Source organism: Cupriavidus sp. CuC1 (genome assembly GCF_044627735.1).
Lineage (GTDB): Bacteria > Pseudomonadota > Gammaproteobacteria > Burkholderiales > Burkholderiaceae > Cupriavidus > Cupriavidus ulmosensis.
In genome coordinates, this window is record NZ_JBIUHC010000009.1 from 33,765 (window position 1) to 47,751 (window position 13,987).

14 protein-coding genes and 1 pseudogene are annotated in these 13,987 nt (G+C 59.6%); 6 read left to right on the forward strand and 9 right to left on the reverse strand.

Annotation, left to right across the window (positions count from 1 at the left end; translation table 11 throughout):
- Positions 1-251: 251 nt before the first annotated feature.
- Positions 252-1,649, reverse strand: a complete 1,398-nt coding sequence (locus ACGLHR_RS05840) for a Fic family protein (RefSeq protein WP_400092595.1) — start codon at positions 1,647-1,649, stop codon at positions 252-254.
- Between the two features lie 612 nt (positions 1,650-2,261).
- Here ACGLHR_RS05840 and ACGLHR_RS05845 point away from each other — a divergent pair.
- From ACGLHR_RS05845 to ACGLHR_RS05860, 4 genes are read left to right on the forward strand one after another with little or no spacing between them, the layout of a single operon-like run.
- Complete coding sequence (locus ACGLHR_RS05845) at positions 2,262-3,083, forward strand: type IV toxin-antitoxin system AbiEi family antitoxin (RefSeq protein WP_400092597.1); 822 nt, start codon at positions 2,262-2,264, stop codon at positions 3,081-3,083.
- Positions 3,080-3,286, forward strand: a complete 207-nt coding sequence (locus ACGLHR_RS05850) for a hypothetical protein (RefSeq protein ID WP_400092598.1) — start codon at positions 3,080-3,082, stop codon at positions 3,284-3,286. The genes ACGLHR_RS05845 and ACGLHR_RS05850 overlap by 4 nt, the downstream gene beginning before the upstream one ends.
- Positions 3,287-3,317: 31 nt before the next feature.
- The gene (locus tag ACGLHR_RS05855) at positions 3,318-3,494 is read left to right on the forward strand and encodes a hypothetical protein (RefSeq protein WP_400092599.1); all 177 of its coding nucleotides are present in this window, start codon (positions 3,318-3,320) and stop codon (positions 3,492-3,494) included.
- 1 nt (position 3,495) lies between these two features.
- The gene (locus tag ACGLHR_RS05860) at positions 3,496-3,666 is read left to right on the forward strand and encodes a hypothetical protein (RefSeq protein ID WP_400092600.1); all 171 of its coding nucleotides are present in this window, start codon (positions 3,496-3,498) and stop codon (positions 3,664-3,666) included.
- Positions 3,667-3,873: 207 nt separating this feature from the next.
- Here the strand turns inward: ACGLHR_RS05860 and ACGLHR_RS05865 are convergent, their stop codons facing one another.
- Complete coding sequence (locus ACGLHR_RS05865) at positions 3,874-4,194, reverse strand: helix-turn-helix domain-containing protein (protein ID WP_400092602.1); 321 nt, start codon at positions 4,192-4,194, stop codon at positions 3,874-3,876.
- A gap of 1,323 nt (positions 4,195-5,517) precedes the next feature.
- On the opposite strand from ACGLHR_RS05865, the pseudogene ACGLHR_RS05870 reads away from it, so the two are divergent.
- Both ACGLHR_RS05870 and ACGLHR_RS05875 read left to right on the forward strand, forming a co-directional pair.
- Positions 5,518-5,787: pseudogene (locus ACGLHR_RS05870) on the forward strand (DDE-type integrase/transposase/recombinase); the annotation flags it as partial.
- 261 nt (positions 5,788-6,048) lie between these two features.
- Complete coding sequence (locus ACGLHR_RS05875; protein WP_400092603.1) at positions 6,049-6,264, forward strand: carboxymuconolactone decarboxylase family protein; 216 nt, start codon at positions 6,049-6,051, stop codon at positions 6,262-6,264.
- A 68-nt stretch (positions 6,265-6,332) separates the two neighbouring features.
- On the opposite strand, the gene ACGLHR_RS05880 is transcribed toward ACGLHR_RS05875, so the two are convergent.
- From ACGLHR_RS05880 to ACGLHR_RS05910, 7 genes are all read right to left on the reverse strand, one after another.
- A complete protein-coding gene (locus ACGLHR_RS05880; protein WP_400092605.1) occupies positions 6,333-7,721 on the reverse strand; it encodes an L-serine ammonia-lyase in 1,389 nt (462 codons plus the stop codon).
- A 181-nt stretch (positions 7,722-7,902) separates the two neighbouring features.
- Positions 7,903-8,787, reverse strand: coding sequence for a VOC family protein (locus ACGLHR_RS05885; RefSeq protein ID WP_400092606.1), 885 nt, complete (start codon positions 8,785-8,787; stop codon positions 7,903-7,905).
- Between the two features lies 1 nt (position 8,788).
- Positions 8,789-9,637: a serine O-acetyltransferase EpsC gene (epsC, locus tag ACGLHR_RS05890; protein ID WP_400092608.1), complete on the reverse strand. Its 849-nt coding sequence runs from the start codon at positions 9,635-9,637 to the stop codon at positions 8,789-8,791.
- A 50-nt stretch (positions 9,638-9,687) separates the two neighbouring features.
- Positions 9,688-10,446 carry an amino acid ABC transporter ATP-binding protein gene (locus tag ACGLHR_RS05895; RefSeq protein ID WP_400092609.1) on the reverse strand — a complete coding sequence of 253 codons (759 nt, stop codon included), beginning with the start codon at positions 10,444-10,446 and terminating at the stop codon, positions 9,688-9,690.
- Positions 10,447-10,469: 23 nt separating this feature from the next.
- Positions 10,470-11,600: an amino acid ABC transporter permease gene (locus ACGLHR_RS05900; RefSeq protein ID WP_400092610.1), complete on the reverse strand. Its 1,131-nt coding sequence runs from the start codon at positions 11,598-11,600 to the stop codon at positions 10,470-10,472.
- Positions 11,597-12,853, reverse strand: a complete 1,257-nt coding sequence (locus ACGLHR_RS05905) for an ABC transporter permease subunit (RefSeq protein ID WP_400092611.1) — start codon at positions 12,851-12,853, stop codon at positions 11,597-11,599. Before ACGLHR_RS05905 ends, ACGLHR_RS05900 begins: the two co-directional genes overlap by 4 nt.
- Before the next feature lie 62 nt (positions 12,854-12,915).
- Positions 12,916-13,956 (reverse strand): transporter substrate-binding domain-containing protein, encoded by a 1,041-nt coding sequence (locus ACGLHR_RS05910; protein WP_400092612.1) that lies wholly within the window; start codon positions 13,954-13,956, stop codon positions 12,916-12,918.
- Between the last annotated feature and the right edge of the window lie 31 nt (positions 13,957-13,987).

Consider the following 13,987-nt stretch of genomic DNA (forward strand, 5'->3'; position numbering starts at 1 on the left):
GAATCCGTCGCGATATCGATGTAGACCGTCTACAGGGACTCGATCTGTCTTGATCGGATGCGTGGCAAGCCGCGTCAACGAAGTGCGGATAAATCCAATGCTCAACTTTGAGCAGATTTTATGGAACAGCCGAGTATGCAATATGCAGCTGCTGCCGGATACGTCGTCGTTCTCCTCATCGCCCTCGTTGCCGGCGTCCGCTGGATCGTTAAGAACGACCCTGTTCTGCGCGACGACTGAGCAGTTGCAGCTCAGTCGGCCGCTGGACGCCCTTCAGCGAGCCATTGCTGGACCTCTCTCATCCGCAGGCGATAACGAGAGAAGTTGTGTTCTCCAAGCCTGGAGAGATCACTCATGACCATCTCGTGGAGCTGAGTGGCAGTGCCCGGGTCCACGCCTAGATCCGCGATCGCCTTGGTCAGAGATTCTCGGTCCCGCACGACCTGCGCAACGACTTCGTAAATCGCCTCTCGATACTTTGCCCGGAATGGATCGGGCTGCCCGGCCGCTGCGATCTGGGCGGCGTACTTCGCGATCGATCGGCGATAAGTCCAAGCAAACAGATCGGCGGCGATGCTTGTATCGAGCAGTTCGTAGACGCCGATCATAGCCCTACCGTAGTCGTCGTCGCTGACATCGAGGAAACTGAGCGGGGCACAGTTGTAAAGCAGAAGTGGAATGTTTGCGCTGAGACGACTGGTACGCTTATTCCCATCCTCGAATGGTTGGAGATATGCAATGTTCGCCCAAAGGAAGAACGCCGCTTCCACTGGATTCTTGACCACCTTTGCCTTCTCGACGATCTGCGTCAGCATCTCATCTAGCAGTTGCGCGGCGTGGGAGGGCACGTACACGGTATTGCTGATATTCACCACCTTATTGCGGATGGTCCCGAGTGCATCCTCGTCCTTAAGCAACCCTTGCATCAACAGCGTATGCAGGTTTCGAACGATTGGCACGCTCATTCCGTATAGCGGAACCTCATCTATCAGGAACTCAATCGCCTGCTTGTGGTTCAGGAGCATCGTCGCATCCAGATCGCCGGGATCTGCCCGCCCTGATTCGAACAATACCTCCGTATCGAGCCTGGAGTACCTGTTCCCCTCAAGACGGGAGGATGAGAACGACAGATCGATCAGCAACGGAGCGATGACATTGCGCGCGTATGTACCTGCCGGCTGCTGGCCTTGCATCCGCCCTTCCCTGTATAACTCGTTGGCAAGGGATTCAGGAAGCAGGAAGGTCTGGTTCGGCAGGTAGTCGTCGACTATCTTCCATTGGTAGCTCACGGGGGTGCGTACGCCCAATGGAGCATCGAGTTGGACCATCAGATTCTTAGCCGCGGCGGACCAGGTCGGGGCGGCAGTCCCTACCGGTGCCGGCGCTGATGCAGCCGCCGTCGGCGTGCTCGATAGCTGGGCTCCTGCGGCAGGCTGCGCCAGTCCCAGGAGCCGGTATCGCGTGCTGGAAGACCTCCCCAGCCGCTCGATCATCCCGTCGGCCTCAAGTCTTTCCAGATAGCGGAGAACAGTGGCTGGAGGCGCATCCACAGCGCCTTCTACGTCTCTGCGACGCAATTCGACCTGGCCCGCTGCGGCGCGGTCCCTAAAGAACTTAAGGATGCCTTCGAACAATTCGCTTCTTGCCATCTCAGTGACTCAAGAGTGATTCGAGGTTGATCTCAAATCAATTTTACATCAAAATTGATCAGAGAATGTTAGCTCGAATCATTTTCGCTGGATGCCTCAAATCAAATTTGATTCGAGCGCATTGGCGGAGGCCCAGGATCGCTAGGCTGTTGGCATCGATGCAAACGGACCGCACAGGCGCAAAGCAGTGGCCGGCCTCTGCCGAGCTACATCGGCAACCGTCGCCGGCGCCCGTCCCAGTGGCCGAGCCGCATCCCGCACCTTCCCGCTTTCCCGCAGCGCCGAAGGTTGCGCCACCGGCGGCACCGGTCCCGCCGCCGGCCTCCGAGCTGGCGACCGTCTTTGCCCGCCTGGACGGACGCAGCAAGCCCTCGGACCTCCCTGCGCAGGCACCCAGGCGGAACTCCTTCCTCGACAGGCGGAGGCGCTCTTGACGCGGCCTAATTTAAGCGCCATTTTCGCCACTTTCGGCGCCAGCAAGCGCTATGCAGACAAGAGGCTCTTTCGACGCAATTGCGTGCTCCGTCCCCCAGGTAGAATCCGGGATGCGCATTCGTTTCGCGCTATGCGACATTTCATGATACATTGCGCGAAATGATTGCATATCCTCCCATGCCGGCCTCCAGTCCTCTGTCTGCGGTGCTCGACGCCGCCGAGCGGGTCGGCAAGCTTAACCTGCGCACCGAGGAAATTGCCTCGGCGCTACCGGCCATCAGCGCAGATGCCTTGCGTCAGGCCCTGCTTCGGCAACAACGGCGTGGTCGGCTAATCCGGCTATCGCGAGGATCAGACCATTGGCTAATCGTGCCGTTGCAGCATGCAACCTCGGGTGCCCCTCCGCTGGAAGCCTGGCTGGATCGATACCTTAGCAAGACCCTGCAGGTGCCTTACTACGTTGCCTTGTTGAGCGCGGCAGAAACCTATGGCGCCTCACCTTATGCCGTCATGGTCACCCAGGTGATGGTGGCCAAACGACGACGCCCGATCACCGTTGGCCGCCACGAAGTAGTCTTTCACACCCGTACCCGGATCGAGGACATGCCGACCCGCTGGCACGAAACCCCCGATGGCAGATTTAAGGTCAGCACCCCCGAGTTGACCATACTGGATCTCGTGCAGCGTGAAGCCCAGCTCGGCGGGATGGCACGTGTGCGTGAAGTCCTGCGGGGACTGTGGCCAGCCTGTACGCCGGTTGGAGTGGCCCAGGCACTTGATGCGCTTCAGGATATTCCGGTCGCCCAGCGTCTGGGCACCTTGCTGGCGTTGGACGAACAGGCTGGGCTGATGACATCCGTGACGGACTGGCTGCGCCATAAGCCGCTGCGGCTGGTGGCGCTCGAAGGAGGGCAAGCTTCAAGCACCGCGGTCGCTTACCATGTCGATGCCGCATTCAAAGTGCGGCTTCCTGTTGACTTAAAGGGCTCGAACTCATGATCCAACAATCTCACCTGACGGCCTGGCAGGCCTATGCGCCGTGGCCCAAGCGCAGCCAGATCGAGCAGGACCTGCGCCTGTCGCGCGGTGTTGCGGCGATCTTCACCGATGCGATCCTGACCGAGCATCTGGCCATGCGCGGCGCGCACGGTGCTCCACAAGGCCCATCTGGCGCCTGCTGCCCGGTACTCGGAAGACATTGACCTGGTCCTTATCAAGGCAATGGACACGGATGTGCCGGACCAGCATTTGCGCCGCGTGCTGACGCCGGTGCTGGGACAACCCGCCGACTCCTTGATCGCCGATGCCTGGCTGGCGCTTCGCAACGTGCTCAGGCCCTCGAAGATCCTGCGCACGACTTACAAGTTCGTGCCGGTGGGGCTTGGGGCTGCGTCGCGAGGAAATCATTAAGGTGGAAGTCGACCTCAACGAGAGCGCATCTCTCTATCCGCAGGTCGATGTAGTGCTTGCCCCCCTGGACGATGATGGCGACTTGGTGCGCCGACTGCTGCAATCGGTCCAGGCTCACACCGACACAGATCGCTTCACCGCGGCGCTGCGTCTCTTGCTGCCGCCGGTCTAATCGCGCTGGCTGAGGGGCACCCCATGTCGGTGGGCGATCCGCAGAACTTGTCGATGGCGGGTCACTTGGCCAGCCCGTAGCCTCCCTTCCCATCATCCACGCCCCGTTGGGGAGGGCCATGTCACTATCCATCGATCATCGCAACCGATGGGCGCGCCTGCCCACGCCCCTGCAGCGAAGACTAGCGCCCGATCAGCCCAGCATTTGTTACTTGCTTGTTAGACCGCCGACCAGTTGCCGAATCACACTCATCAGCATTTCGCGCTTCTCGTCGCTCAGTCCCTCTAGCAGCTCCACAATTTTCCTGGCCTGGTCCACTTTCCGGTTCGAAGCATTTGTCAGCAGTTCCTCTATCCCGCAGCCGAAAATCTCAGCTAGTTCAGCAAGCCGAACCACAGACGGAATCGCTACTCCCGTTTCCATCCGGGACACTGCCTCTCGGCTAATGCCCAGCACTTCCGCGACCTTCTCTTGAGACAGCCCGACGGCGGCGCGCTTCGATGCAATCGCCTGTCCTACCGCCCTCACCAATCCAGCCTTCCTAACTCGTCCATGTGTGACCTCTTACGCACGGTCGTAATGGTCGACTGAGTAGCAAGCGAATCACATGAACTACGACATCACACTGTGATGTTTTACGTTACACTACTACACGATAGCCCACAGGAAATCCTCAGGAGCGCGCGAGGCGGGCATCCCCTTGTCGGTGCTGGGTTGCGAGCAGAAGTTGTAGTGACGGTGAGGGAGCCTGCTGCACAACCCCGGCCGGCCTTGGATGCCATCAGGACAAGCTTGGCCTAATGCTTGATTTGGCGAGAAGACGAGACGTATGAAGCCCAAAACAAAGAATAGCGTTTAGCTATCTATTTAATTTATGTGATTTTATATCACTATGGAAACCAAGCTGAGATTGCTGGAAATCCTCACCCCAAACCTGCCGCCTGAAGCGTTGCTTGCGAGTCTCCCGAGAGATTCCGGGCGACATTTCAAGAACGGGACACCTAACGCACCGCGCTGGCAAAGACGGCCATCAAACAAATGAAGCAACGCCTACCCGAAACATGATTCTTGGCCCGATGCTGGTCTTTCTCGCCATAACGGCATCGTTGTCCAGCTTGACGAAGCCGGCATGGTCCAACGACGCGGACGACTCTGGAACGGCATAGGGAGCCGCAAACGCAACCGACCCGAAATCAGCCCTGATTCAAGCCATTGCAAATGCCCGAGGAACCCTACAAGACGCACAGCGCTCCGGCCGCGCTAACGATTCGCAGTGGTACTTGGTCGCCAAACAGCGTCTGGCAGTTTTGCGGTGGATGAATAAGGCGAAAAGCCACATTCGAATTCTGTCGCATGCCATTTCAACGCATCGAAACAATCGTTCTTATAGTGCCTGCTACCACCCGCACTACCGCTCTGGCATCCGGCAATTTTTAGAATACGGACACGTGATGGGGTCAACATGATTGTCGCGCTCGTTGTAGGTGGATACGCCGTGGTTCTGCTCATTGCGCTGCTCATAGCGGTGCGCTGGGTGTGCCGAAATGACCCTGGTTTCCGTGAAGATGACTCCCGAGACCAGTAGGCCCGTTGACCAGGAAGCGCGGTTACACGACCGACCGGACGATCACCAACAACTTCGATGGCTACCTGCAGATCGACGGCGACAACTACACCAACAGTGCCATCCTGGACGGCGACACGGTGCAGTGCCTGACCATCAAATCGACCGCTCTGGGCTACGTGTCCCTGGGCGATGCCTTCCACCGCCACATGGAAGGCGTCGAACCAACCTGCAACACTTGGTGGTGCAATCGGCAACCGACGGCGACATCGATATCGGGCGCGTGCGAGTTCGGCAAGGGCTTCGCGCATAGCGTCAAGGCGGCTCGCCGCAAGCCGGGCAGCACTAGGCATTTTGACGAAATGTTCGTCACGCTGCTTGGCGAGCCTCATCTGCTGCGGCGTGCGGTTGACTGGCACGGCGCCGAACTCGATACCCTACTGCAGAAGCGTCGCGACAAGGCTGCGGCCAAGCGTTCCTTCAGGTGGGTTCTCGCCTCTTGTCCCGAAGGACCGCACAAGATAGTCACCGATCAACTGCGCAGCTATCCGGCAGCGTGAGCCGACAACTGATGAGTATCGAGCTGTTTGATAAGGGGGAGCAAGTCCGTCGTGAAGTGCTGGGCGAGGAGCACGTCGTCGCATAGACGAAGGGGACTGATGCCTTCACCGAGCCTATGCGCGAGTTTGCAATCAAGAACCTGTGGGGTGACATCTGGAACAGGCCCGGCCAGGATCGCCGCGCACGAAGCATCGGTGTGTTGTCAATTCTGACGGCCCAGCCCCATCGGTGAGCTGAAGACGCACATCCGCGCAGCATTGAACAACGGGCTCACTCGCGCCGAGATCGGTGAGATTTTCCTGCAGGCATCGATATACTGCGGGCTCCCAGCAAGTAGCGATGCCACGCGAGTGGCAAAACGCAGAGCTCGACGCACACTGATTGACAATGATGGCGTCGTTGAATTTCTGCTAACCGCCGCCACTATGCCGTTCTGGGTGGCACGCCCGCCCGGCCCTTCCTTGGCGAGTTGATGCGAAGGACCCTTGCGTCTTCCGGCAACGAGAAGCGCCGGGAGCGACCTTCTGAACAATTTCGCCCGTCAGCACTCGACAATATTGACTGCCAGACCACCACGCGAGGTCTCCTTGTATTTGGTCAGCATGTCGGCGCCAGTCTCGCGCATTGTCTTGATGAGCTTGTCCAGACTCACGTGATGCGTGCCATCTCCGTGCATCGCCATGCGGGCAGCGTTGATCGCCTTGACGGAGGCCACGGCATTCCTCTCGATGCACGGTATCTGCACCAGGCCACCGACCGGGTCGCACGTCAGTCCAAGGTGATGCTCCATGCCAATTTCGGCTGCGTGCTCGACCTGATCGGGATTACCGCCGAGCACGGCGCACAATGCACCTGCCGCCATCGAACAGGCCACGCCCACTTCTCCTTGGCAGCCGACCTCAGCTCCCGAAATCGATGCATTCTCCTTATACAGAATCCCGATTGCTGCCGCAGTTAGAAGAAAATCAACTATGCCGTCTTCAGAAGCGCCAGGCACGAACTGCACGTAGTACTGAAGCACTGCAGGGATAATACCGGCCGCACCATTCGTGGGCGCGGTTACGACACGACCGCCGGCAGCGTTCTCCTCGTTCACGGCCAAGGCGAACATGTTAACCCAGTCCATCACCACCAATGGATCGTTGGTGCGCCCAACACCCGATTCAAGGCGCCTGGCCAGAGCCGCCGCCCGTCGTCGAACCTTGAACCCGCCCGGCAGCACGCCTTCGGTTCGGCAACCACGATCGATGCAACCGCGCATGACAGCCCATATTTGCAGCAATCTCGTTCGCGTCTCCGCATCTGAACGCCAGTGCCGCTCGTTGCGCCGCATAACCTCTGCGATACTGCAACCGAGGTGAGTCGCCTGCGCCAGCAGTTCCTGTCCTGAGCGGAATGGGACGGGCAGCACAGCCACGTCCGGTGCGATTCTCTTCTGCTTGCTTCCGTCCACGGCTACCTGTTCGCTGACAATGAAGCCTCCGCCCACAGAGTAGTAGGTCCGCTCCAGAATCGTGTCCCCGGCCCCAGACAGCGCCGTAAAGCGCATGCCGTTGGCGTGGAATGGCAGCGTCTCACGCCGATAGAAAATCAGGTCTTCTTTTTCCTTGAATGTGAGACGCGTGCCCCCCTCCCAGGAGATCGATTCGCTCGCACGGATTTCCTCGAGATAGTGGGGTATCCGTTCAACGTCGATCGTGTCAGGTTCGTGGCCAGCGAGGCCCAGCAGCACGGCCTTGTCAGTGCCGTGTCCCTTGCCGGTGGCCCCGAGCGAGCCAAACATCTCGGCGCGGATACGGCAAGCATCGCTGCTGCCCGCCTCTCCACTCAGGGCGTGCGTGAACATCCGGGCTGCGCGCATGGGCCCCACGGTGTGCGAACTCGATGGCCCGATGCCGATCTTGAAAAGGTCGAATACACTGACTGCCACGAGTTGCTCCCCGATGCGTTGATTAGTACCTAGCCTGTCTGAAGGATGAACGAGCCGTCGTTACTAAGCAACGGCATCGGAAGTGAATTTCCGTTGACCGCAAGACAACACTCCGATCCCTCTCATTGCGAGATGTGGGCCAGGTGCGGCATTGAGGGTCGAGACGGTTTGCCGCTCGTCACTACGCGCTGAATTCCATGATCACATTGCCGCATTGTTCCGGCGATATGAGCCAGGTGTCGCGGGCACTTCGCAGGACGTCAACGCCATTTGACTGCCAAAGGCTCTCCAGTACCGCTGGGGCCTGGCTTTTGACAGTTAGGCCGATGCCATGCGGTTGCGTATCGCCCTTCCAATCCGGCATGGGTATGGAGCCGTAGTAGTCTGCAGCCGCGCGCGGTGACAGGATGCGGATCAGGCCGCAGCCGGTGTCGGCTTCGACGATGTCCTCGGACTGGGCAACGCGCGCCTCGCCGTAGAAGGCGATGTAGCGGCGGCCCAGATCCAGCGGCCGCTCAGCCAGATAGGTAACGGCCGTCACGGCAACCACGCCGTTGGGATGGTCTTGCCATGCCGGCACCCAGATCAGCTCGGGCCGATGTTGATGGCAGATGAAATTCGACACGTCGCGCTGCTCCTCGTTTAGAAAGAGCCCTAAGGAGACGACGGCGACGTCCGGCGTGCCATCCGGCTTTGTCATGTTGCGCCGGAAGTCGATCAGGCCTTGCGATCGCAAGCCGCTTTCGACAAGCGCTGCATGGTCGGCGCGGGCCTCCTTGCTGTGCAACGCCACCAACCCCAGTCCCTCGACACGGTCGGTGAATTTCCCGACGTTGCGTCCATAGCAGAAGCCATTGACCGAATTCGTTCCGAACTTCGAGGGATCGTTGACGGCGATGATCTCGATGAAGTTGTCCTTGAACATCAGCAGCGACAGCGTTGTGCCCCACGGGTGATACCCGACCGGATTGGGCGTGAATCCGAGGTTCTTGAACTGCTCGCGCACGCGATCAAAGTCGCGAACCGTAACGACCGGATGATCGATACCAAATCTGACGTTAGCCATCTCAAAGCTCCTGGACAGTCGTTGCGCGTTTCACGGTCTCGTCAATCGCATCGAGCCGCTCCGGCACCCTTCCCACCTCCCTGGCCGGAACACCGGCAACCACGCGGCCTGGGGCAACAGGCTTCAACACCACACTGCCGGCGGCGATGATGGCACCTTCGCCAATCTCGATGTTGCCAAGCACCGTGGCACCCGCGCAGACGGTTGCGTTTCGGCGGACCTTTGGATGGCGGTCCCCGCCCTGGGTCAGGGTACTGCCGAGGGTAACGCCGTGCCACATGTTCACGCCGTCCTCGATGACGGCAGTCGAGCCGATCACGATACCCATGCCATGATCAAAAAAGACGCCATCGCCAATGCGCGCGGCCGGATGGATATCCATGGCGTAGTGGATGGCACCCCAGTTCTGAAGGAGAACTGCCAACTCACCCTGATCATCGCCCAGCAAGGCATGGTTGAGCCGGTATAGCTGCAGACCCTGGAAACCTCGGAAGCTAAGAAAGCCCGTAAGCAGATTCGGGCAAGCTGGGTTCACCGCCTCCAGCTTCTCAAGATCCAATGCAGCCGACACCGCGATCTCCGGATGCGACTGCAGCACTTGCTCGAAAAGAGGACCCAGGCGCAGCGCCGGCGGCGCAACGTTGGCGAGTGACCGTGCGAGCATCGCGCCAAGGGCGCTCGCGAAGGACGGATGCTGGAGGATCGATTCCACCAGTGTCTCGGCAAGGCTCGGGCACGCTCTTGACAAAGTCTTGGCCTGCTCGGTCAACCTGTGCCAGAGCTCGGTCGACTTTTGGTCGCCGACAATTGTCGCAGCCATTGGGTTCATTCCTGAAACTTTCATGATCATTTGATGACGATCTCATCCCTTGGGGAGTTCGTCTGCGGTGTGTTGTTCGTTCAATGCTTGAGTACCCTGGAGAGGAACAGGCGAGTGCGTTCCTCCTTGGGCGAGTCGAAGATCCGTTCAGGCGCCCCCTGTTCGAGGATCTTGCCCTGGTCGACAAAGACGACGCGATTGGCAACCTCTCTCGCAAAGCCCATCTCGTGGGTCACGATCATCATCGTCATGCCTTCGGCCGCCAGCTCGCGCATGACGTCCAGCACTTCTCCGACCATTTCCGGATCGAGCGCCGACGTGGGCTCATCGAACAGCATGACGTGCGGCTCCATTGCCAGTGCTCTGGCGATGGCGACGCGCTGCTGCTGCCCCCCAGAAAGTTGTGAGGGAAACTTCGTTGCGTGGTCCTTCAGGCCAACGCGCTCGAGTAATCGACGCCCCATCGCCTCGGCCGCTTCCCTGGTCTTGCCGCGCACCCGGATGGGCGCGAGCGAAACGTTTTCCAGCACCGTCTTGTGCGGAAACAGGTTGAATTGCTGGAAGACCATGCCAACTCCCTTGCGGACCTCATTCAAGCGCTTGTCTTCACTGAGTTCCCGCTCGGCCTCGCATGGCATTTCGCACCCGTCGACAACGATGCGCCCCTCCTGAAACGCTTCGAGGCCGTTCACGCACCGTATCAACGTGGACTTGCCCGAGCCGCTGGCGCCGATGATGACCAGTACCTCGCCTCTTGCCACCGAAAGATCAACGCCACGCAAGACTTGAACAGGGCCAAAGGATTTCTTGACCGACTCGATCTGGACAATGTTGTTCATGGGATATCTAAAGGATTGTTGGGTTAGCGGTGGCCAATGGCCATCCGTGCTTCCAGGCGTCTCGCGCCAAATGTGATCACCGAAGCCACAGCGAGATAGACGAGAAACATGAAGGCGTAGAATTCGTAGGTTCGACCGCCAGACTGTGGATTGACTAGCACCATCTGGCCGGCCCGCAGAAAATCCGTCAGGCCGATGATGAATAGCAAAGGCACGTTGTTGAAGATATCGAGCACGTTGCCGACCAGTGCTGGCATGACGACGCGCAACGCTTGGGGCAGCACCACGTCACGGCTGATCTGCGCTGGCGACATTCCCAGCGATTGAGCGGCCTCGATTTGCCCGCGCGGAACGCTCTGCAGCCCGCTGCGTACGTACTCCGCAACGTAGGCCGCAAAGAACAGTGTGAAGCCAAGCAGCCCCCGCACCAGGTCAGGCATGGCATTCTGTGGCGACACCAGCGGGGTAATGATCCAGACCCAGTAGACGATCAGAATCAGTGGCAGTGAACGCATCACCTCGATGTAACCGGTGCAGATAATGCGTGCGCTTGCAAATCGGCTGCGCCGCCCAAGCGCCAGGCCGATGCCCAGCGGCACGCTCAATATCGCGGCCAGCAATGTAAAGAGCACCCCCATCAGCAAGCCGCCCCAGCGCTCGGTGCCGGCCGGCGCCAGCAACGCGCCGATGGAGAGCAAGCCGAGCAGCCAGGCCACAGCAACCATCTTGCGCAGAGATGGCCAGACGTCGACGGCTAGCCAGCCTGCAAGACCCACGGCGACGCAGCCTAGCGCGCATGCCTGTTGAATGCCGCCCGTGAACGCGCATCCCGCGGTTGCTAGCGCAGCGATGTCTACGCCAATGCCAAGCATTCGGCGACGCGCACATGTGACCAGCGCGACGGTCATGCCGCTGACCAAGGCGAGGATGCCGGTGGCGAGCCAGGGCTGAATCGTCATCTCGCTGGGGAGAGTGCCGACCATGAGGACGCGCAAATTGTCGCCAACCACGTGCCATTGCGCCTGGGTGATGGCCCAGTTGCCGACACTGAGCAGCATCCACAGGCACAGCGGAATGAAGAGGATCGACAACGCCGTGTCAAAGGGCGTGGCCAACAAGTTGCGCCGTACCCAACGCGGAAATGCAGCAGTCATCGCGATGCTCCTGCCAGAAGAAGTCGTCTGTTGACGAAATTGACCACGAAACTGATTGTCCAACTGAGCACAAGATAGGCAAGCATCACCACGATCACGCCTTCAAGATTGCGGCCAGACGTATTGGCTACGGTGCCATAGACATTGAAGAGATCGGAGAAGCCGATGGCGATACCGAGCGAGGTGGTCTTGGCCAGGCTGATGTACTGGTTTCCGAAAGCAGGCAGCACCACGCGGAACACTTGCGGAATGACAACGTCCCGGAAGGCATAGCGCCTGGACAGCCCCAGTGCCGCCGCAGCTTCCCATTGACCTTTCGGCAAAGCCAATATGGCGCCACGGACGATTTCCGCAATGAATGCTGCGGTGTAGACGCTGAGCCCAAGGAACAATGCCGCGAACTCCGGACTGGCGGCCACACCGCCATCCACCAGGAACCCATCAACGTGCGGGGTGGCGACGGTCAACGGAAAACCCAGTGCGATGGCAGCAACCAGTGCGGCTGCGCTCAAGGCGAGGAATAGATGCCCCATTCGCTGCACCTTGCGTGCAGCGAATGCCGCTAGCGCGAAGGCAGTGCCCGCAAACAAGCTCCACAGAGCGCCATTCGACGCATGTTCGGCCAGCGCTACCGCCGGCACGTAAAGCCCCTGCTTGCTGAACAGAATCCCGCCAAACCAACGCGACGCGTCCGTCAGGGCGGGCATCTGCAAGACCACGGCGAAGTACCAGAATACCAACTGGATGAGCATTGGCGTGTTGCGCGCCAACTCAACAAAGCCGAAGCTCAACTGGCGAACGAGCCAATTGTGCGAGATACGCGCCATGCCTACCAGTAGGCCGAGCACCGTAGCAAGAACGATGGACACCGCGGCCGTCTTGATGGTGTTGTAGAAGCCGGCCAGCAACGCTTCCGCGTTGGTATCGGCAGCGGTGAACGAGCGTATCCCTTTCCACGTGACAATATAGCCCTCGCTGATATCGAAGTTGGCTGCCTGCCTCAAAAAGCCCATGTCGAAGCCAATGCCGTTGCGCGCCAGGCCCGCACGCACACTCAGTGCAAGCCAGGCGACCAAGGCCAAAGCCGCCAAGACGATTCCCGCCTGCTTGGCGAACTTGACTACGCGCAAGCTTAGGCGAGTTGACGTTGACAGTCCGGGACGCGAAGACAATGCGGCGAGGGAGGTCATTCCAGCTGCCGCGTTGGGTGGCGCGGACGGTTCCACCGACGTCGGATTCACGATTCGATTCATGGCGGCTTCTGAGGTACGGTTCTCGTTCGGTGCGGGCATTGAGCCCGCACGCTTGCGGGGAATCAGATCCACGGAGGGGAATACAGTGCGCCGCCCTGGCTCCACGGGGCATTGAGGGTGCCCTTGCGATCAATGAAGGTCGATGTCTTGGGGCCAAGATTGCGCTCATAGATCTCGCCGAAGTTGCCTACCTGACCGATGACCTTGCTGACGAAATCGACGGGCAGGCCGAAATCCGGCCCAAAGCTGCCATTGACGCCAAGGAACTTCTGCACAAAGGGATCTTGGCTCTTCCTCGACGCATCCAGATTCTTTGCGTCGATCTTGTACTCCTCTGCCTGGAAAGTGGCGAAGACAATCCAGCGCAGAGCGTTGCGCCAACGGGAGTCGTTGGCGACCGTGAAGCCGGCAAAAGGGGACTTGTCCAGCGTCTCCGGCAGGATCGTGTAGTCGGCGGGGTTGGGCGCGTTGGCCTTCCACGTGGCGAGCGCGGATCGATCGGTACTCATGCCTTGGCAACGACCGGACTCCATGGCGGCGAACAGTTTCTCCAAGTTCTCATAGGTCAGCACCTTCGTCGAAGGACTCCAGCCCTGGGACTTGATGTAGCCCGAGAGTGTCTGCTCCGTCGCCGATCCTTGAGTCGTGCAAATGGTGGCGCCATTGAGTGCCTTGACACTCTGAATCTTGTTGCCCTTGACCATGACTCCGTTGCCGTCGTAGAAATAGATTGGCAGGAAGTCCACTGCCACCGCCGATTCGCGCGCAGGCTTGAGCGTCGTGTGGGCAAACACGACATCCACTTGATTGGTCTGCACCGCATTGAAGCGGCTCTTGTCGGTCACCACCACGTACTTCACCTTCTTCGCATCGCCCAGCACCGCGGCGGCCACCGCCTTGCAGAGATCCACGTCCATGCCGGTCATCTCGCCGGTCTTGGTGTTGAGATATCCAAAGCCAGGGGCGGCATTATCGGTTCCGCAGTTCAGTACGCCCCGCGCCTTAACCGTGTCGAGTACGGAAGTTGCTGCACTAGCGTGGCCTGCAGCAAAGCAGATCGCACTGGCTACAGCGGCTTGGCAGAGAATGGCAAAGTGTTTCATCTGGTTCCTCTCGGGCGAAACGGGTTGGGGG